At 63.5% G+C, this 19378-nt stretch carries 16 protein-coding genes; 14 read left to right on the forward strand and 2 right to left on the reverse strand.

What is annotated here, in order from left to right:
• The first annotated feature begins 4 nt into the window (after positions 1-4).
• A complete protein-coding gene (gene mutL / locus HII33_RS11500; protein ID WP_179395953.1) occupies positions 5-2005 on the forward strand; it encodes a DNA mismatch repair endonuclease MutL in 2001 nt (666 codons plus the stop codon).
• Complete coding sequence (locus tag HII33_RS11505; RefSeq protein WP_179395954.1) at positions 2002-2562, forward strand: Maf family nucleotide pyrophosphatase; 561 nt, start codon at positions 2002-2004, stop codon at positions 2560-2562. Before mutL ends, HII33_RS11505 begins: the two co-directional genes overlap by 4 nt.
• 246 nt (positions 2563-2808) lie before the next feature.
• On the opposite strand, the gene HII33_RS11510 is transcribed toward HII33_RS11505, so the two are convergent.
• On the reverse strand, positions 2809-3348 hold the full coding sequence (locus HII33_RS11510; RefSeq protein ID WP_179395955.1) for a VanZ family protein: 540 nt from the start codon (positions 3346-3348) through the stop codon (positions 2809-2811).
• Positions 3349-3626: 278 nt separating this feature from the next.
• On the opposite strand from HII33_RS11510, the gene HII33_RS11515 reads away from it, so the two are divergent.
• Entirely contained in the window at positions 3627-4343 is a 717-nt protein-coding gene (locus HII33_RS11515) for a hypothetical protein (RefSeq protein ID WP_179395956.1), read from the forward strand.
• 158 nt (positions 4344-4501) lie between these two features.
• Here HII33_RS11515 and HII33_RS11520 read toward each other — a convergent pair whose 3' ends face one another.
• Positions 4502-5095: a TVP38/TMEM64 family protein gene (locus tag HII33_RS11520; RefSeq protein WP_179395957.1), complete on the reverse strand. Its 594-nt coding sequence runs from the start codon at positions 5093-5095 to the stop codon at positions 4502-4504.
• Positions 5096-5316: 221 nt separating this feature from the next.
• Here HII33_RS11520 and ruvA point away from each other — a divergent pair, with 221 nt between their 5' ends.
• The 11 genes from ruvA to HII33_RS11575 all read left to right on the forward strand — a co-directional run bounded on the left by ruvA (position 5317) and on the right by HII33_RS11575 (position 19292).
• Positions 5317-5898, forward strand: a complete 582-nt coding sequence (gene ruvA / locus HII33_RS11525) for a Holliday junction branch migration protein RuvA (RefSeq protein ID WP_179395958.1) — start codon at positions 5317-5319, stop codon at positions 5896-5898.
• A gap of 21 nt (positions 5899-5919) precedes the next feature.
• Positions 5920-6921, forward strand: a complete 1002-nt coding sequence (gene ruvB / locus HII33_RS11530) for a Holliday junction branch migration DNA helicase RuvB (protein WP_179395959.1) — start codon at positions 5920-5922, stop codon at positions 6919-6921.
• A gap of 16 nt (positions 6922-6937) precedes the next feature.
• Positions 6938-7972 carry a tRNA preQ1(34) S-adenosylmethionine ribosyltransferase-isomerase QueA gene (gene queA, locus HII33_RS11535; RefSeq protein WP_179395960.1) on the forward strand — a complete coding sequence of 345 codons (1035 nt, stop codon included), beginning with the start codon at positions 6938-6940 and terminating at the stop codon, positions 7970-7972.
• 258 nt (positions 7973-8230) lie between these two features.
• Positions 8231-9373 carry a tRNA guanosine(34) transglycosylase Tgt gene (tgt, locus tag HII33_RS11540; RefSeq protein ID WP_179395961.1) on the forward strand — a complete coding sequence of 381 codons (1143 nt, stop codon included), beginning with the start codon at positions 8231-8233 and terminating at the stop codon, positions 9371-9373.
• A gap of 68 nt (positions 9374-9441) precedes the next feature.
• Positions 9442-9816: a preprotein translocase subunit YajC gene (gene yajC / locus HII33_RS11545; RefSeq protein ID WP_179395962.1), complete on the forward strand. Its 375-nt coding sequence runs from the start codon at positions 9442-9444 to the stop codon at positions 9814-9816.
• A gap of 150 nt (positions 9817-9966) precedes the next feature.
• Positions 9967-11634, forward strand: coding sequence for a glycoside hydrolase family 13 protein (locus tag HII33_RS11550; protein ID WP_179395963.1), 1668 nt, complete (start codon positions 9967-9969; stop codon positions 11632-11634).
• Positions 11631-13379: a glycoside hydrolase family 13 protein gene (locus HII33_RS11555; RefSeq protein WP_179395964.1), complete on the forward strand. Its 1749-nt coding sequence runs from the start codon at positions 11631-11633 to the stop codon at positions 13377-13379. Before HII33_RS11550 ends, HII33_RS11555 begins: the two co-directional genes overlap by 4 nt.
• Before the next feature lie 103 nt (positions 13380-13482).
• Positions 13483-15744, forward strand: coding sequence for a family 65 glycosyl hydrolase domain-containing protein (locus HII33_RS11560; protein ID WP_179396023.1), 2262 nt, complete (start codon positions 13483-13485; stop codon positions 15742-15744).
• Entirely contained in the window at positions 15737-16408 is a 672-nt protein-coding gene (gene pgmB / locus HII33_RS11565) for a beta-phosphoglucomutase (RefSeq protein WP_179395965.1), read from the forward strand. The genes HII33_RS11560 and pgmB overlap by 8 nt, the downstream gene beginning before the upstream one ends.
• Entirely contained in the window at positions 16408-18060 is a 1653-nt protein-coding gene (locus HII33_RS11570) for a glycoside hydrolase family 13 protein (protein WP_179395966.1), read from the forward strand. Before pgmB ends, HII33_RS11570 begins: the two co-directional genes overlap by 1 nt.
• Positions 18060-19292: an extracellular solute-binding protein gene (locus tag HII33_RS11575; RefSeq protein WP_179395967.1), complete on the forward strand. Its 1233-nt coding sequence runs from the start codon at positions 18060-18062 to the stop codon at positions 19290-19292. The genes HII33_RS11570 and HII33_RS11575 overlap by 1 nt, the downstream gene beginning before the upstream one ends.
• Positions 19293-19378 lie beyond the last annotated feature (86 nt).

The following is a 19378-nucleotide window of genomic DNA, read 5'->3' on the forward strand; positions in this document are numbered from 1 at the left end:
CCACTTGGCTAAGATCCACGAATTATCCCCGACGCTCGCGAATCAGATCGCGGCCGGGGAAGTGATCGAACGACCGGCCAGCGTCGTCAAGGAGCTGGTCGAAAACGCGATCGACGCCGGCGCGACGCAGGTCGACGTGCTGGTCGAAGACGCCGGGCTGCGCCTGGTGCAGGTGATCGATAACGGCGCCGGCATCGAGCCAGACGACGTGCCCACGGCCTTCGTGCGCCATGCGACCTCCAAGATCCTGACCACGCGCGACTTGTTCAACGTGCACAGTCTCGGGTTTCGCGGGGAAGCGCTGGCCTCGATCGCCGCGGTCGCCGATGTGACGCTGGTGACCGCCACCGAGAACGGGCTGGGCACCAGCGCGCACATCGTCGGCGGCGCCATGCAGGATCAGCACACCACGGCCGCGCGGCAAGGCACGAGCCTGAGCGTGCGCGACCTCTTTTATAACACCCCTGCGCGCCTGAAGTACGTCAAGTCGCAGGCCACCGAACTGTCGCGCATCGTCGACATCGTCAACCGCCTTGCGCTGGCGCACCCAGAAGTCGCGTTCACGCTTAAGAACGGGCAGAACACGATGCTCAAAACGGCGGGGCACGGCGACCTCCAGCAGACCATCGCCGGCATCTACGGCGTGGCGACGGCCAAGAGCATGCTGCAGATCACGGGCCAGGACCTCGACTTCACCGTCCAGGGCTTCACCAGCCTGCCGGATACCACGCGCGCCAGTCGCAACTACCTGAGCCTGATGGTCAACGGCCGCTACATCAAGAACTACCAGCTGGTCAAGGCGCTGATCGCCGGCTATGGCTCCAAGCTGATGGTCGGCCGCTACCCGATCGCCGTGATCGACATCACGATGGATCCGCTGCTCGTCGACGTCAACGTGCACCCGACCAAGCAGGAGGTGCGCCTGAGCAAGGAGGAGCAGCTCAGCGAGTTGCTGACCACGGCGATCCGTAGCCGCCTGGGTCAGGAGAACCTGATCCCGGACGCCTTGCACAACCTGCGTCGCCGCGAGCCGGTCAACATGGACCAGCTGACGATCGCGCTGAACGCGGCGTCGCAGGCCAATGTGGTCAGCGATCACCAAGTTCCGTTGCCGGTCACCGAGGCCCCGGCGCCTGAACCCGACGCTTCGGTCACGCCGACAGACGCCGGCGCGACACGCACTACCGCGCGTCCAACGGCGGCGCCAGCGCAGGGGGCGTCGATCACCCCGCTTGCCCGGCCGGTCGGGCCACAAGACGACTTCGGCTTGACCATCGACGCGCTGGATCCGGCGCCGATCTTCAACGACGCTGAACGCTTGGCCGACTGGGATACGCGCCACGCTGAGCCAGTCTCGGCGCCGACGCCGCTGCGCCCGGTGGCCGCCCCGGCGCAGCGCTTTCCGCAGCTGCGCTACCTGGCCCAGCTCCACGGCACGTACCTGCTGGCGGAAGCCGACGACGGGCTGTACCTGCTGGATCAGCACGCCGCGCAGGAGCGCGTGAACTACGAGTTTTACCGCCAGGCGATCGGCCAGGTCGCCGCGGATCAGCAGGCGCTCTTGGTGCCGCTGGTGCTCGACTATCCGGCGAGCGACGCCGTCGCGATCCGCGCGCACCGCGACGTGTTGGCGAGCGTCGGGTTGTTCCTCGAGGACTGGGGCCAAAACACCTTTGAAGTCCGCCAGCACCCGACGTGGTTCAAGGCGGGCCAGGAGGAAGACACCATCCGCGAGATGGTCGACTGGGTCCTGCGCGACGGGCGCATCTCGGTCGCCAAGTTCCGGGAGAAAACCGCGATCATGATGAGCTGTAAGCGGGCGATCAAGGCCAACCACCACCTCGATGAGGCGCAGGCCAAGGCGCTCTTGGTCAAGCTCGCTGACTGCGAGAACCCGTTCAACTGCCCGCACGGCCGCCCGGTGCTCGTACAGTTCACCAACACCGACTTGGAGAAAATGTTCAAGCGCATTCAAGACAGCCACGAAAGCGGGGATGACTTGTGATCATCCTCGCCAGTGGTTCCCCCCGGCGCCGTGAGCTGCTCGCGCGCGTCGTGCCGACGTTCACCGTCGTGCCGGCGCAGATCGATGAGCGGGCGCTGCCGCTCCTGCCGCCGCGGGCCTATGTCCAGCAGCTGGCTCGCACCAAGGCGCTGGCCGTCGCGGCACAACACCCTGAAGCGACCGTGATCGCCGCAGACACCATGTGTTTTTGGCGTGACACCTTCCTCGGCCAGCCGGTGGACCGCGCAGATGCGGCGCGCATGCTGCGCCAGTTGGCGGGGCAGACCCACCAGTGCTGCACTGGGTTGGCAATCGCCCGCCCGGACCAGCCGGTGCAACAGGCCGTGGTGACGACTGAGGTGACCTTTTGGCCGCTCGACGCCGCGGCGATCGACGCCTACCTCGACACTGGCGAGTACGTCGACAAGGCGGGGGCGTACGGTATCCAGGGCCAAGGCGCCCTGCTGGTGCGCGGGCTGGTCGGCGACTACTACAACGTCGTCGGCCTCCCGATCAGCACGCTGGCGCGGATGCTGGCCGGCCAGTCGCTCGATTGAAAAAACGGTGGGGCTGTGCCCATAACGCGGTTTTAGCCCAGAGTATAAGAGCGCTCCCCTGCAAAACCCGAACTTAGGTTTTGCAGGGGAGCGCTCTTATCCGGCTTGCGCTGCCCGTTCGAACGGAGTGAGTGACAGGCAGACATGCGTTAGAAAGGGCGTTGCGTTATGGCACGTCACGTTCTGGAATAGTCGTGCCGCCAGAGGTGATGGCACAGCACCGTTTTGAGGTGCTACGGCTAGTCGTCACGCTGCAGGGTTCAGGCGGTCGACCCAGTCGGGACGCCAACGCCGGACCAAGGCGAAAGCGGCATAGCCCAGCAGGCCGCCGGCGGTATTGAGCAGCAGGTCATTGAGGTCGAAGCTGCGACGCGCTAGGTCCAGCGCGGTCAGGACCACTTGCAGACATTCGATCGTCAGGCTGGTCAGCAGGCAGAGGACCAGGACCCGGCGTAAGTGGGCGAGGTGTGGCCACAGTAGCGGGGCGATGACCGCCAGCGGGGCGAGCAGCACCAGGTTACCGAGCAGCTGGCGGGGTTGCCAGTTCAGCAGGTCGCGCAACGAAAGCGCGATGATCACGCGTGGGCCGGCACTGACACCGACTGGTTCCGGCCACAAGGTCAACACGATCACGTTTTGCACGTAGACGGCTAAGGCGGCGAGGACGGCTAGTCGCCAGCCGTTCACCTGCCTGGCGCGGCATTGACGCGCCAGGATGATGACCCAGCCGACGAGCATGGCGAGCGGGGGCACGTACGCGATCAACTGAGTCGCACTCAGATCCATGGGGATTCCCTTCCTTCAGCGGCGGTGCCTCGGTGGGCGTGGCCGCGGTATTATCGTCAGCATCGTCGAAGCGCAGGCGAGCGGTAAGACCGATCGCCACTCATCTGAGGTCGGCGTGCCACCGTGAGCACCTGGCGCAACGGCTCATTGAGGTTGGCCACGAGCCAAATGTTCGCCAAAAAGTCGGGTCAATGATAACCTATGGGCGAAGGCGCATGTGGATTGGACGCCAACAGCTGGCGCAACGGGACATCAACGCCGGATAGGAGGCGAACCAAATGAAAAAAAGTGGTTGGTGGCTCAGTAGCCTGGCGCTCGGGTCACTCTTAGTCGCAGGGCTCGGACGTTATCTTACTACGCGCGGTGGTCAAGCGACCGACGCCGCACCTTCAGCGGCCGCATTCGAGAACGGGATGAAAGACCACCAGTTTGGGCAGCGGCTATTCTTAGACGCCAAAACCAAAGGTTTCGACTCGGCAGAGGCATTAGCCCAGGCGGCGCAGTCGATCGTGATCGCGACCAAGACGGACCAGCATCAACCGACCGTCTCCTACGACCGTGATGACTTGATCGAATACGCGTATACCCGGTCTGACTTTGTCGTTGATCGAGTGATCAGGAGCAGTCAGCTTCACGCCGGTGAGACGTTCGCTGTCCTTGAGAACGAAGCGTATAATGCGCGGCAGAAAGTCACTTATCACATTGCGGGGTATACCCTCATGGACCAAGGCGCCAGATACCTCCTCTTTCTTAATTATTCGGACTCGGATGGTTGGTATATTCCCCTGGGGACCAACACAGGTAAGGTGAATCTGGATAATAACGGGACCCGATATGCTGATAAGGTCATCCAAGCAGTTCGCGATGCACCTACCGGGGGCAGTCAAGGCAAAGCAGGCGTCCGTGAGGCGCTCTTGACGAACGCCCAACGGGACACGCAGATCCACGCGGCCGCCCGTGCAAAGTACGCCCGACAGATCGCCGCTGACCAGTAGACGTGCCGATGAAGAAGACGGCCCTCAAAAAGCCAGCCCAATGACGCCCAATGTGGGCGTGCTGGGCTGGCTTTTTGAGGGGACCGACCGACGCTTCTGGTGCCACCCCCCAACCGGGCCCCGTCGCAACGCGCGCGTGGGGTCCGGTTTTGGGTGGATCAGAGCCACTGGGTCAGCCACTGCGCCCCGACGATCAGCGCGTAGCTGTAAGCGGCGATGGTGATCGGTTTGCCGAGGATGATGATCCAAAAGAAGGTCGAGAACTTCATCTTGGTCAGCCCGGCGATCAGGCAGAGCACGTCGTCTGGCGCGACTGGCGCGATGATCGCCCCGGCGAAGAGCCAGTTGAAGCGGCGCTGGTTGGTCGTCTTGGCCATGTACTTCTCGTAGGTCGCTTCGCTGATGATCGCGAGGATGAACGGCTTACCGTACCGGCGGGCGAGGGCGAAGTTGATGCACGAGCCGATCGCGATGCCGATGTAGTTGTAGGCGAACCCCGCCCACGGGCCGAAGAGCAAGACGCCGGCCGCGGTGCTGATGCCACCGGGGATGATGGGGATGACCACCTGGAGGATCTGGATGGCGATGAAGATCAGCGGGCCGATCAGGCCGATCGCACTGAGGTAGGCTTGCAGGCTCGGAATGTCGTGAAAGATCCCGAGTTTGTACCAGTACACACAGAGGCTGAGCGAGGCGATCAGGCTGAGCAGCGTGCCGACGTTGATCAGTCGACGGGTCAGGGGCGCGGACATGGGGTCACCTCCAGGCGTTGGGCAGGGTCAACAACCGATTGCTGTTGATTTAATTTTAGCAGGTGGCTTCGGTCTTGCCTAGCGGGGCCACGGGCTGAACTGCGCTCAGGCGCAGGCCCGAGCGCGCGGCACAGGGGTTTGATCCCCAACGAACAGTTTCGTCACCATGGCGTAAGTATGATAGAATGGGGACCAAACGTGTGTACTGAAAGGACGGCAACATGTACGAATATTTCAAGGGCACGATCGCCGCGGTCACGCCCAGCTATGTCGTGATCGATGTCAGCGGCGTCGGCTACCGGCTCCTGGTGACCAATCCCTACGCTTACGCGGTCGGGGCCCCGGCGACGATCTACGTCCAGCACATCATCCGCGACAACGACCAGGCGCTGTACGGCTTCGCGTCCGCGACGGACAAGCAGACGTTCAACCAGCTCCTGACGGTGACGGGTATCGGGCCCAAGTCCGCGCTCGCGATCCTGGCTAACGCCAACCCCGACGGCCTCGCCAACGCGGTGGCGGCCGGCGATGTGACTTATCTGACGAAGTTCCCCGGCATCGGCAAGAAGACCGCCCAGCAGATCATCCTCGACCTCAAGGGCAAGCTCGACGCCCCGGCCGGGGACCTGTTCACGCCGGCGGCCCCGGTCGCCGACGCCGCGCTGAGCGACGCACTAGCGGCGCTGGTCGCGCTGGGCTACCCGGAAAAAAGCGTGGAGAAGCTGACCAAGACCCTGACGCAGACCGGTGCGACGACCACCGATGCCTACTTGCGCGAAGGGCTGAAGTTGCTGAGCAAGTGATCAGACCAAAGGAGGGCCACTGTGAGCGAAGAGCGTATCGTTTCTACCCATGAATCGGCCGATGAAGACGCGATCGAGCGCAGCCTGCGTCCGCACCGCCTGAACGATTACATCGGTCAGACCGCCGTCAAGTCGCAGCTGGCGGTGTACATTCAAGCGGCCCAGAAGCGCGAAGAGGCATTGGACCACGTCTTGTTGTACGGCCCACCGGGCTTGGGCAAGACCACCTTGGCGCTGGTGATCGCGACTGAGCTGAGCGTCAACATCCGCACCACTTCCGGCCCGGCGATCGAAAAACCCGGGGACCTCGTCGCCTTGCTGAACGAGCTGCAGCCCGGTGACGTGCTGTTCATCGATGAGATCCACCGGTTGCCGAAGATCGTCGAGGAGATGCTGTACTCCGCGATGGAGGACTACTACATCGACATCGTGGTCGGGCAGGGCCCGACCGCGCATCCGGTGCATTTTCCCCTGCCGCCGTTCACCCTGATCGGGGCGACGACGCGCGCGGGGATGCTGTCTGCGCCGCTGCGCGACCGCTTCGGCATCACCGAGCACATGGCGTATTATCAAGACGCCGAGCTGCAAGAGATCGTGCTGCGCTCCGCCGGCATCTTCGACATGGCGCTGCCGACCGATTCCGCGCTCGAGATCGCGCGCCGCTCGCGCGGGACGCCGCGGATCGCCAACCGCCTGTTGAAGCGGATCCGGGACTTCGCTGACGTCGCCGAGTCCAGCGTCACGGTGCCGATCGTCGATCACGCACTGGACCAGCTGCAAGTCGACGACCGCGGGCTCGATGCGATCGACCGCAAGCTCCTGATGATGATGATCCGCGATTACGCCGGCGGGCCCGTCGGCTTGTCGACCATTGCCGCCAACATCGGTGAGGAGACAGCCACCATCGAGGAGATGTACGAGCCGTACCTGCTACAGATCGGCTTCTTGAAGCGCACGCCGCGCGGCCGCATGGTCACGCCGGCGGGCTTCGCGCACCTCGACATGCCATACCAGACCAATTAAGGGAGAAAACACTGCAATGCTGACCACTGAAGATTTTGATTACGACCTGCCCCAAGAACTGATCGCCCAGACCCCGCTGCAGAAGCGCGACGCCAGCCGTATGCTGGTGCTCAACGCTGAGACCGGGGCGCTAGAGGACAAGCATTTTTACGACATCCTCGACTACCTCGAACCCGGGGACGCGATCGTGATGAACGACACGCGCGTGATGCCAGCGCGGCTCTACGGCGTCAAGCCGGAGACCGGGGCGCACATGGAAGTCCTGTTGCTCCGCAACATCGAAGGCGATCAGTGGGAGACCCTGATGAAGCCGGCCAAAAAAGCGCCGGTCGGCACCGAGATCGACTTCGGGGACGGCCTGCTGACCGCGACCGTCGTGGAAGAGCTCGAACACGGCGGCCGCATCATCGAGTTCCACTACGACGGCATCTTCATGGAGATCCTCGACCAGCTCGGTGAGACCCCACTGCCACCGTACATCAAGGAGAAGCTCGACGACCCCGAGATGTACCAGACCGTCTACGCCAAGGAGATCGGCTCCGCGGCCGCCCCGACTGCGGGCCTGCACTGGACCGAAGCGCTGCTCCAAAAAGCGCAGGACATGGGCGTTCACCTCGTCTACCTGACCCTGCACGTCGGCTTGGGCACTTTTCGGCCCGTGTCGGTGATGAACATCGAGGACCACAAGATGCACAGCGAGTTCTACCGCTTCTCCCAAGAAGCGGCCGACACCCTGAACGCCGTCCGCAAGAACGGCGGTCGCATCATCGCGACCGGCACCACCTCGATCCGCACCCTTGAGACCATCGGCACCAAGTTCGACGGCGAGCTGCGCGCGGATTCCGGCTGGACCGACATCTTCATCAAGCCCGGCTACCAGTGGCGCGCCGTCGATGCGTTCATCACCAACTTCCACCTGCCTAAGTCGACCCTCGTGATGCTCGTCGCGTCCTTCACCGGCCGCGAGAACATCCTCAACGCATACGCGCACGCGATCCAGGAACGCTACCGCTTCTTCAGCTTCGGCGACGCGATGTTCATTCATAAGTAACCAGAGCGCCGGCCTCGCGGACTTAGCGGGGCGGGTAGCCTAGTCAAGCGCGGTGCGCCTGTACTTAGGCGCGACGTGGTTGACGTCGCTAGACGCGTCCGCGTTGCGAGACTGGGGCTCGACGAAACCAGAGCGCCGGCCTCGCGGGCTTAGCGGGGTGGGTAGCCTAGTCAAGCGCGGTGCGCCCTTGCTTTTTGGGCGCGCACCCGGTACACTGACCTTCACTGATTTTAGCCCCTCACGACAAGGAGTTGCCCTATGGAACCCGCAATCAAGTACCACCTGATCCACACAGACAAACACACCGGCGCGCGCCTCGGCGAGCTGATCACACCGCACGGGACGTTCCCGACGCCGATGTTCATGCCCGTCGGCACGCAGGCGACGGTCAAGACGCTCGCCCCAGAAGAGCTCGATGAGATGGGCGCCGGCGTGATCCTCGCCAACACCTACCACCTGTGGCTGCGGCCGGGGGAGGACCTGGTCGAGGAAGCCGGGGGCCTGCACAAGTTCATGAACTGGGACAAGGGGATCTTGACTGATTCCGGCGGTTTCCAGGTCTTTTCGCTGGCCGAGATGCGCAACATCACTGAAGAAGGCGTGCACTTCAAGAACCACCTGAACGGCGCCAAGATGTTTCTGTCGCCGGAAAAAGCGATCGCGATCGAGAACGCCTTAGGTCCGGACATCATGATGAGCCTCGACGAGTGTCCGCCGTTCTTCGAGTCTTACGACTACGTGCGCAAGTCCGTCGCGCGCACCAGTCGCTGGGCCGAGCGCGGGCTGCGCGCCCACAAGAACCCGGACTGGCAGGGGTTGTTCGGCATCGTGCAAGGTGCTGGGTACCGCGATCTGCGTGAGCAAAGCGCCAAGGACCTGGTCTCACTCGATTTTCCCGGCTACTCGATCGGCGGCCTGTCCGTCGGCGAGTCCAAGGAGGAGATGAACCACGTCCTCGACTTTACCACCCCGCTGCTGCCGGCGAACAAGCCGCGCTACTTGATGGGCGTGGGCTCGCCAGACGCGTTGATCGACGGCGTGATCCGCGGGATCGACATGTTCGATTGCGTCTTGCCGACGCGCATCGCGCGCAAGGGGACCGTGATGACGAGTCACGGGCGTGTGGTGATCAAAAACGCCCAGTACGCCCGCGACTTCACGCCGTTGGACGACCAGTGCGACTGCTACACCTGCCGCAACTACACCCGGGCCTACATCCGCCACCTGCTCAAGGCAGACGAGTCCTTCGGCGAGCGGCTGACCAGCTACCACAACGTGTATTTCCTGTTGCACCTGATGAAGCAGATCCGCGAGGCGATCGCGGCGGACCAACTGACAGAGTTTCGCGAAGCCTACTTCGAGCAGTACGGCTACAACAAGCCGAACGCCCGGAATTTCTAGGGCTGGTGTAAAGCCGGCCAATTTGGTACAGTATTCATTGAACATTCAAAGAAAACGAGGTGCCGATAATGGGGCAAGGAACATCCATGATCATCATGATGGTCGTATTGTTCGCATTCATGTACTTTGGGATGATGCGACCACAGAAGAAGCAACAACAGAAGCGTCAGGAAATGCTGAGTGGCGTGAAGAAGGGTGATAAGATCATCACCATCGGCGGTCTGCACGGTATGGTCGACTCGATCGATCAAGAGGCCGGCACGGTCGATATCGACGTCGACGGCGTCTTCTTGACCTTCAACCTATCCGCCATCCGCACCGTCAACCCGACGGCGCCGGCCGCACCGGCGACCCCGACGGAAGCCCCGAAGGCCGATGACGCGGCGTCTTCTGATGACGCTGACGACAAGGGTTACTCCGAAGGCGACGACGACAACAAGTAATGGCGCTAACGCCGCCCCTGCGCGCGACCGATCCGGTCACGCGCAGGGGCGGTTTTTCGTCCGCCTGCAATCTGATAGCGGTAACATGGCGCGGCCGCTTGTGCAAAGCGGGCCGCTTCCTTACGCTTAAAGAAGAATGGAGGTGCACACATGGCTTGGTATGACCATGCGATCATTTATCAGCTTTACCCCAAAAGTTTTCAGGACAGCAACGGCGATGGGGTCGGGGACCTCAACGGCATTCGCGCGCACATCCCGTACCTCAAGGCGTTGGGGATCACGGCGGTGTGGCTGAACCCGGTATTCACCTCGCCCCAGGTGGACAACGGCTACGATGTGGCCAACTACTACGCGATCGACCCGACGATGGGCACGATGGCGGACATGGACGCGCTGATCGACGCCTTTCACGCCGCCGGGATCCATGTGATCCTCGACTTTGTCCTCAACCACACGTCGGATCGCCACCCGTGGTTCCAAGACGCGCTCCGTGGCCCGGCCAGCCTGTACCGCGATTACTACATCTTCGCGGGGCACGACGGCCAGCGGCCCAATAACTGGGGCAGCTTCTTCGGCGGCTCGGTGTGGGCACCGGACCCCAGCGGCAGCGGGCAGTCGTATTTTCACCTGTTTGACCGCCGCATGCCGGACTTGAACTGGGCCAACCCGGAAGTGCGCCACGCGATGAGTGACGTCGCGGACTACTGGTTGCAAAAAGGGGTGGATGGGCTGCGCCTTGATGCGTTCATCCACATCGCCAAGGTCAAGCTCGACCAGGACTTTCCGGTGCCCACCGCGGATGACGCGCCGGTGTTGGCCGAACCGTTTTACGCCAACCTGCCACAGGTGCAGACGTGGCTGCGGCCGTTTTGCCAGCGCGTCAAGGCGGACTACCCAGAGGTCTTCCTGCTGGGGGAGGCGGCGAGCGCTAACGTGCAGTTGGCCGCAGCGTACACGGCGCCAGATGCGGGGCTGATGGACAGTGTGGTCACGTTCCGCTACTTCCCGGAGGATGCGAGTGGGCTGGATCAGCAGCTGCCTGCACAGTACCAAGCGCACCCGCTGGACTTGCCTGCGTTCAAGCAGACGCAGGTGGTGTGGCAACAGACGCTGGCCGGGCTGGCTCAGCCCACGTTGTACTGGAGCAATCACGACATGCCGCGCCTGCTGGGCCGGGTGGCCCACTCGGCCCAGCAGGCGCAGAGCCTGGCGATGCTGATGTACTTGCAGCGTGGGCTCCCGATCATTTATTACGGCGAGGAGCTCGGGCTGACCAACCTGACGTTGCCAGACGTCGCGACCTTCGAGGACCCGACGGTGACTGACTTCGTGACCCAGGCAACGGCCGCCGGGCTGACCACTGAGGCTGCCGTGGCGCTGGTCAGCACCACGCACAAGTTGCCTGCGCGCGGGCCGATGCCCTGGACTGACGGCGTGCAGCGCGGCTTCACCACCGGCACCCCGTGGCTCCAGGGTTCGGCGGCCCCGGTGGCCAGCGCTGCCGAGCAGGCCGCGGACCCGACCAGCATGCTCGCGTTCTACCAGAAGCTGATCGCACTGAAGAAGCGTGCGCTGTTCCAAGACGGGGACTACCACCTGCTGACCACCGACCAAGCCAGCTACGTGTACACCCGGCAACTGGATGACGCCTTGGCCGTCGTGGCGGTGGCGCTTGAGGCCACCGCGACCACGGTCACGCTACCCGAGGGCCACTACCGGCCGCTGTTGAGCAGCGGCTCGGTGGACCTGGTCGGCGCGCAACTGACGCTGGGCCCAGACGCCGGCGTCGTCTTGATTCGAGAAGGAGAGATCAAATGAACATTGCAGCAATGCGCCACCGCCCCGAAAGCGAAGACTGTTTCCTGACCCCAGACCAAGACTTGCGCCTGCGCCTGCGCACGGCCAAGGGTGACATCACCGCCGTCAGCGTCATCTGCGGCGACCCGTACTGGCAGCTGCCTGGCCCCGACGGTCAGGCCGAGTTCGCCCCGCAGACGGTGCCCATGGCCCGCATTGGCAGTGGGCAGGTCCATGACTACTGGGGCGTAACGCTGACGGCGCCATACGCGCGGATGCAGTACCTGTTTGCGGTGACCGATACCAGCGGGGCCCAAGTGCTGATCGGTGACCGCGGCCCGCGCGAGGCGACCGCGGCGGAACGCCAGGAGATGGGCAACTACTTTCGGGTGCCGTATTACCATGCGATCGACCAGGTGACGATCCCAGCGTGGGTCCAAGACACCGTATGGTACCAGATCTTTCCGGAGCGGTTTGCCAACGGTGACCCGCGCAACGACCCGGCTGGGACCAAGCCCTGGCAGCCGACGGATCACCCGGGCCGCAACGACTACTACGGCGGGGATCTACAAGGCGTGCTCGACCACCTCGACGACCTCGAGGCGCTGGGGGTGAACGGGCTGTACTTCTGCCCGGTGTTCAAGGCCAGCTCTAACCACAAGTACGACACCATCGACTACTACGAGATCGACCCCGACTTTGGCGACAAGGCGCTGTTTGCGACGCTCGTGCAGGCCGCCCACGCCCGCGGTATGCGGGTGATGCTGGACGCCGTGTTCAACCACCTTGGCGCGCAGTCGCTGCAGTGGCAAGACGTACTGGCTAACGGGCGCGCGTCCCGGTTCTACGATTGGTTCCACATCCACGAGCTGCCGTTGACGCCGTTCCACGATCCGACTAAGGGCGATGAGGCGCCTCAGTACGACACCTTTGCCTTCGAGCCGTCGATGCCCAAGCTCAACACGGCCAACCCGGCGGTGCAGGATTATCTGCTGGACATCGCGACGTACTGGATCCGCCAGTTCGACATCGACGCGTGGCGGCTGGACGTCGCCAACGAGGTCGACCACCACTTCTGGCGGCGCTTCTACGCGGCCGTGACGGCGGCCAAACCAGACTTTTACGTGCTCGGCGAGGTCTGGCACAGCGCGCAGCCATGGCTGAACGGCGGGGAGTTCAGCGGGGTGATGAACTACGCGTTCACCCAGCAGATCGAGGACCACTTCCTGACCGGCGCAGTGCCGGCGGCGACAATGACCGCGCGCCTGGTCGATCAACTGATGCTGTACCGCGACCAGACCAACCAGGCGATGCTGAACATGCTGGATTCACACGACACGCCGCGGCTGCTAACGGTCGCAGGCGGCGACCTAGACCGGGCGCTGACCGCGCTGGCCTTCACCTTCGTCCAGACCGGGACCCCGTGCCTGTATTACGGCACCGAGATGGGGATGACCGGGGCCAACGACCCGGATGACCGCAAGCCGATGGACTGGGCGCAACTCAACGGCCCAACCTGGCAGCGCGTGGCGGCCCTGGTCCACTTCCGGCGGGCGCACAGTCAGCTGCTCAGCGCAGGCACCACGGCCTACCAGGTGACGGCGGCCGGGCTGATCCAGGTCACCCGGACGCTGGGGCCGCAGACGCTGACGGCGTGGTTCAACACCACCGCGGCCCCGCAGTCGCTCCACGTCACGCCAGCGTTGGCGCAGGGTTACGCCGACGATCAGCTGGCAGCGCAGGGGTTTGTCTTGTCACTGAATTGATATTCTGATAGCGGTAACAAGGTTTTGCTTATTGTAAAAGCGGTTTCACGCCGGCAAACTTAAAGGTGCAAGCGAAACGGAGTGAACGACAATGACAACAGCAATTAAGCGCCTCTTCGCGGTCGACCCTTGGGTGATCACGACGCAGGCTTTGGCCCAGAAGGATAAACGACTACAGGAGAGCCTGACCGCGATCGGGAATGGCTACATGGGGATGCGGGGCAACTTCGAGGAAGGCTACTCGGGCGATCACCTGCAGGGGACCTACCTCGGGGGCGTCTGGTTCCCCGACAAGACCCGGGTCGGCTGGTGGAAGAACGGCTACCCGGAATACTTCGGCAAGGCGATCAACGCCCCGAGCTTCATCGACCTACCCATCACGCTCAACGGTCAGCCCATCGACTTGGCGACTGGCCAGTTCCATGATTTTGAGCTGACGCTAGATCTGCATCAGGGGTTGCTGTCGCGCCGCTTCGTCTATGAAGTGGGCGACACGGCCGTCGCCTTGACCTTCCGGCGCTTCGTCAGCAACGTGATCCAACAAGCGGCGCTGATCGAAGTCACTCTGAAGTGCCTGCGCGGCCACGCTGACCTGACCCTAGCGGCGGGCCTTGATGGCAATGTCACGAACGAAGACAGCAACTACGACGAGCGCTTCTGGGTGCCCCAAGGCGAATCGGCCGACGCTGGCACGATCCAGCTGCAGACGCGGCCCAACCCGTTCGGCGTCCCACAGTTCACCGTCCTGTTGCAGCAGGCGCTGCGCGTGGCCGGCCAGCCGGTGCAGGGTGTGCGCACCACGACGCCGGGCACCTTGACCGAGACCCTGCACGCGACCCTGGCGGCGGGTGAGGCGCTGACGGTTGAAAAAGACGTGATCGTGCTGACCAGCCGCGATGTCGCCCCGACGGCCCAGACCGCGGCGGCTGCGCAGCTGATGACACAGCTACAGACCGACAGCTTCGCGGCGGCGCTGGCCGCCCACACCGCCGTGTGGGCCGAGCGCTGGGCGCAAAGCGATGTGCAGATCGACGGCGATCCAGCTGCGCAGCAGGGCATTCGCTTCAACATCGCCCAGCTGTTCATGACCTACTACGGGCAAGACCCGCGGCTGAACATCGGGCCTAAGGGGTTCACCGGCGAGAAATACGGTGGGGCGACCTACTGGGACACCGAGGCCTATGTGGTGCCGATGTATCTCGCCGTGACCCCGCCGCGCGTCACGCGGGCGCTGCTACAGTACCGCCACGATCAGCTGCCCGGCGCCTTCCACAACGCCGCGCAGCAGGGGCTGGCCGGTGCGTTGTACCCGATGGTGACGTTCAACGGGATCGAGTGCCACAATGAGTGGGAGATCACCTTCGAGGAGTTACACCGCAACTCGGCCGTGGCGTTTGCCATCTACGAGTACACGGCGTACACCGGGGATGAGACCTACGTGAACACGGCCGGCATCGAGGTCTTGGTCGGGATCGCGCGCTTCTGGGCGGATCGCGTCCACTACAGCAAGCGGCACGGCCAGTACATGATCCACGGGGTGACCGGCCCTAACGAGTACGAAAACAACGTCAACAACAACTGGTACACGAACCTGATGGCTCAGTGGGTGCTGGAATACACCCTGGCGCGCCTGCCTCAGGCGGACGCAGAGGTGGTGGCCAAGCTGGCCGTGGGCGCCGACGAACAGGCACACTGGCAGGCCATCATCGATCACATGTACCTGCCGGAGGACCCGGACCTGGGTATCTTCGTGCAGCACGACACGTTTTTGGATAAAGACATCCGCCCGGCCAGCACGATCCCGGCGGATCAGCGGCCGATCAATCAGCACTGGTCGTGGGACAAGATCCTGCGCTCGCCGTTCATCAAGCAGGCCGATGTCCTGCAGGGCATCTACTTCCTGAATGACCGCTTCACCCGGGCTGAGAAAGAACGTAACTTCGACTTCTACGAGCCGCTGACCGTGCACGAAAGCTCCCTGAGCGCCTCGATCCACGCGATCCTGGCCGCCGAGCTGGGGCGGGCCGACAAGGCTGTCGAGCTGTACGCCCGCACCGCCCGGCTGGATCTGGATAACTACAACAATGACACCGAAGACGGGTTGCACATCACCTCGATGTCTGGGGGGTGGCTGGCGATCGTGCAAGGCTTTGCCGGCATGCGTTACGATCACGATCAGTTACGCTTCGCCCCGTTTCTGCCCAAAGGCTGGACGCGTTACAGCTTCAGCCTGACCTACCGCGGCCGGGTGTTGGCCGTGACCGTCACGGACGAGACCCAGATCAGGCTGGTGGCCGGTGCGCCGCTGGATGTCTGGGTCAACGGCACTAAGCGACACTTGGTGCAGGAGGTGGCGGATGCTTAAAGGGTTACTGTTCGACCTCGACGGCGTGATCGCCGACACGGCCCGCTTCCACTTGGCCGCTTGGAATCAGGTCGCGACGCAACTGGGCATTACCTTGCCACCGGCCGCCAACGACGCCCTGCGCGGCCGTTCGCGAGAAAGCTCGCTGGCGCTGGTCCTGAGCTACGGCGATCCACACGCGGTCTACACCGACGCCCAGAAGGCGGACCTGGCGGCGCAAAAAAACGCCTGGTACCTGCAGGCCATCGACGCGTTGACGCCGGCGGACATCCTGCCCGGCATCACGCGCCTGCTGGCAGACGCCCAAGCCGCCGGGTTGCACCTGGCGATCGCCTCGGCGTCCAAGAACGCCCCGGCGATCCTGACTAAGCTCGGGCTGGCCGCTGCCTTTGAGACGCGGGTCGACCCGGCAACGCTGCACCGCGGCAAGCCGGATCCGGAGATCTACCAACGCGCCCAGGCTCAGCTTGGGTTGACGGCGCAGGAGGTGGTTGGGTTCGAGGATGCCAGCGCCGGGGTGGCGGCCATCAAGGCCGCCGGCCAGTTCGCCGTGGGAATCGGTGACGCCACCACCCTGGCCGCCGCCGACTTCATCGTCCCGAACACAGCGGCGCTGGACCTGGCGGCGATCACCGCCGCCCACGCCGCAAAGGAGGGCGACTGATGACGCAGTGGTGGCAGCAAGCGGTCGTGTACCAGATCTACCCGCGCAGTTTTCAGGACAGCAACGGCGATGGCATCGGGGACCTCCCGGGGATCATCAGCCGCCTGGACTACCTGCAAGACCTGGGGGTGGACGCCCTGTGGCTGAGTCCCGTCTATCGGTCGCCCGGGGTGGACAACGGCTACGACATCTCGGATTATGAGGCCATCGACCCCCAGTTCGGGACGATGGCGGACATGCGCCGACTGATCCAAGCCGCCAAGGCGCGCCACATCAAGATCGTGATGGACCTCGTGGTCAATCACACCTCGGATCAGCACCCCTGGTTCCAGGCCGCAGCGCGGTCGCGCGCCGATCCCCACCGCGACTGGTATATCTGGCGCGATCCGGTCGATGGCCACGAACCCAACGATCTGCGCTCGACCTTCTCCGGGTCCGCCTGGGCGTGGTCGGCGGCGACCGGCCAGTATTACCTGCACCTGTTTGGCCGCCAACAGCCAGACCTCAACTGGGCTAACCCGGTGCTGCGCCAGGCCATCTACCGGATGATGAACTTCTGGCTGGACGAGGGTATCGGCGGGTTCCGCCTCGATGTCATCGACCTGATCGGCAAAGACCCCGATGCGGGCATCACCGCTAACGGCCCGCACCTGCACGACTACTTGCGGGAGATGAACGCGGCCACCTTCGGCCGCTTCCCGGTGATGACGGTGGGGGAGACCTGGGGCGCCACGCCGGCGATCGCCCAGCAGTTCTCGGATCCGGCGCACCACGAGTTGTCCATGGTCTTTCAGTTCGAGGCGATGCAGCTGGACCAGGTCCCCGGCCAGAGCAAGTGGGTCACACGCCCGCTGGATCATCAGGCGCTGCGCGACGTCTTGTGCAAGTGGCAGACCGAGCTGGATTACCACCACGGGTGGAACGCCCTGTTCTGGAACAACCACGACCTGCCTCGGATCGTCTCGCGGTGGGGCGATGATGGCCGCTACCGGGTGCGCAGCGCCAAGATGTTGGCCATCTTGCTCCACCTGCTACGCGGGACGCCGTACATCTACCAAGGCGAAGAGCTCGGCATGACCAACGCACCGATCGAGCGGATCGAGCAGGTGCAGGACATCGAGAGCCGCAACGCTTACGCCGAGCAGGTGGCGGCTGGCGTCGCGCCGGCAACGATGTTGGCGGCCATCAACCGCATGGGACGCGACAATGCACGCACCCCGATGCAGTGGACGGCTGGCCCGCAGGCGGGGTTCACGGCGGGGACCCCGTGGTTGCCGGTCAACGCCAACCACCGGCAGATCAACGCGGCGGCCGCGCAGGCGGATCAGGATTCCGTCCTCGCGACGTACCGTCAGCTGGTGGCGCTGCGGCACACGCACCCACTCGTCGTCTGGGGCGAGTTCGCCCCGCTGACCACGGTGCCTGGCGTCATGGCTTACACCCGGACGTATCAAGGGGAGACTTGGCTCATCGTGGCTAACCTCACCGGCACCGCGCAATCATTCACCAGTCCGGCACACCTGGATGCGGTCATCATCAGTAACATGACGGCACCCACCACACTTTCTTCACTTCAACTCGCACCATATCAAGCATTTGTCGCGAAGGTCACGGGGGAACGCGACCTCAACACACATCGGAGGGAAAGTTAATGAAATCACTGAGCAAAGTACTCTTGGGCAGCGCAACGCTGCTGGCTGCGATCACACTGGCCGCTTGTGGGAAGAGCAATAACGAAAGCACCTCCAGCGACAGCGACACCGTTAGTGGGACGGTCAAGCTGTGGGTCGACACGACCAAAGTCCCGTACTATAAGACGATCGTGAAGGACTTTAACAAGCAGTATCCAGACGTGAAGGTGACCGTGACCCAAAGCCCGAACGGGTCCGCCAACGCAAAGACCGACGTCGGCAAGGACCCGAGCAAGGCCGCGGATGTCTTCGAGGTCCCGAATGATCAGCTGGGTTCCATGGCGGATCAGGGGTATATCAACCCGCTGTCACCGGCTGCGACCAAGGCGGTGAAGAAGAACAGCGTCGCCGTGGCCAGCGAAGCGGTGACCTGGGACGGCAAGATGTACGGCTACCCGACCTCGCAGCAGGCGCAGACGCTGTATTACAATAAGTCCAAGCTGTCTGCTGACGACGTGAAGACCTGGGCGGGCTTGACCGCCAAGGGCGTGCTCGCCACCGATTTCACCAACGCCTACAACTTCTACCCCGTCTTCCTGTCCGCCGGGACCTACCTCTACGGCAAGAACGGTGAGACCTTGAAGGGGACCGATGCTAACTCCGCCGCTGGGGTCGCCGCGATGACCTGGTTTGCGCAGCAGAAGGCCAATAAGGGCGTCATGCAGACCAGCAACGCGCTGAACCAGCTGAAGTCCGGCAACGCCGCGGCGACACTTGACGGCCCATGGGACTCCGAGAACATCAAGAAGATCCTCGGTGACGACTTCGCCGTTGCCCCTTACCCGACCATCAACGTGGGCGGCAAGGAAGTTCAGATGCAGGCGTTCCTCGGCGTTGGGTGCTTCGCGGTGAACTCCAACACCGCGACGAAGAACCAGAAGGCGGCGGCAACGTTGGCGCAGTACGTCACCAACAAGAAGTCGCAGCTGGTGGTCTACAAGAACTCTGGGGCCATCCCTGTCGACAAAGCCGCCCAGGCGTCTAGCACCGTTGCCAGCGACCCAGTGGCCAAGGCTGTGATCACGATGAGCCAAGACGGTTACTCGACGATCATGCCGAAGATGACCCAGATGGCGACCTTCTGGAACCTGTCCGCACCGCTGATCAACGGGGCCTACACCGGCTCCATCCCAGCTGCGCAGTACCAGGCTAAGCTCGACACCTTCGTCAGCGCCATCTCGAAGGCCAACTAAGCACTCGATTGCTGCACCACCGCGCAAGTCACCGCCGTGGCTTGCGTCATGGTACAGCAATCACCGGCATCACGTCGGACTGGGGG

Origin of the sequence: Lacticaseibacillus absianus (assembly GCF_013407595.1) — a bacterium.
Classification (GTDB): Bacteria; Bacillota; Bacilli; order Lactobacillales; family Lactobacillaceae; genus Lacticaseibacillus; species Lacticaseibacillus absianus.

Coding starts and splice junctions, on each gene's coding strand:
- yajC (WP_179395962.1), top strand. CDS start 9,442: ATGGGGCAAGGAACATCCATGATCATCATGATGGTCGTATTGTTCGCA.
- HII33_RS11570 (WP_179395966.1), top strand. CDS start 16,408: ATGACGCAGTGGTGGCAGCAAGCGGTCGTGTACCAGATCTACCCGCGC.
- HII33_RS11555 (WP_179395964.1), top strand. CDS start 11,631: ATGAACATTGCAGCAATGCGCCACCGCCCCGAAAGCGAAGACTGTTTC.
- HII33_RS11515 (WP_179395956.1), top strand. CDS start 3,627: ATGAAAAAAAGTGGTTGGTGGCTCAGTAGCCTGGCGCTCGGGTCACTC.
- ruvA (WP_179395958.1), top strand. CDS start 5,317: ATGTACGAATATTTCAAGGGCACGATCGCCGCGGTCACGCCCAGCTAT.
- queA (WP_179395960.1), top strand. CDS start 6,938: ATGCTGACCACTGAAGATTTTGATTACGACCTGCCCCAAGAACTGATC.
- pgmB (WP_179395965.1), top strand. CDS start 15,737: ATGCTTAAAGGGTTACTGTTCGACCTCGACGGCGTGATCGCCGACACG.
- HII33_RS11520 (WP_179395957.1), bottom strand. CDS start 5,095: ATGTCCGCGCCCCTGACCCGTCGACTGATCAACGTCGGCACGCTGCTC.
- tgt (WP_179395961.1), top strand. CDS start 8,231: ATGGAACCCGCAATCAAGTACCACCTGATCCACACAGACAAACACACC.
- HII33_RS11510 (WP_179395955.1), bottom strand. CDS start 3,348: ATGGATCTGAGTGCGACTCAGTTGATCGCGTACGTGCCCCCGCTCGCC.
- HII33_RS11575 (WP_179395967.1), top strand. CDS start 18,060: ATGAAATCACTGAGCAAAGTACTCTTGGGCAGCGCAACGCTGCTGGCT.
- HII33_RS11550 (WP_179395963.1), top strand. CDS start 9,967: ATGGCTTGGTATGACCATGCGATCATTTATCAGCTTTACCCCAAAAGT.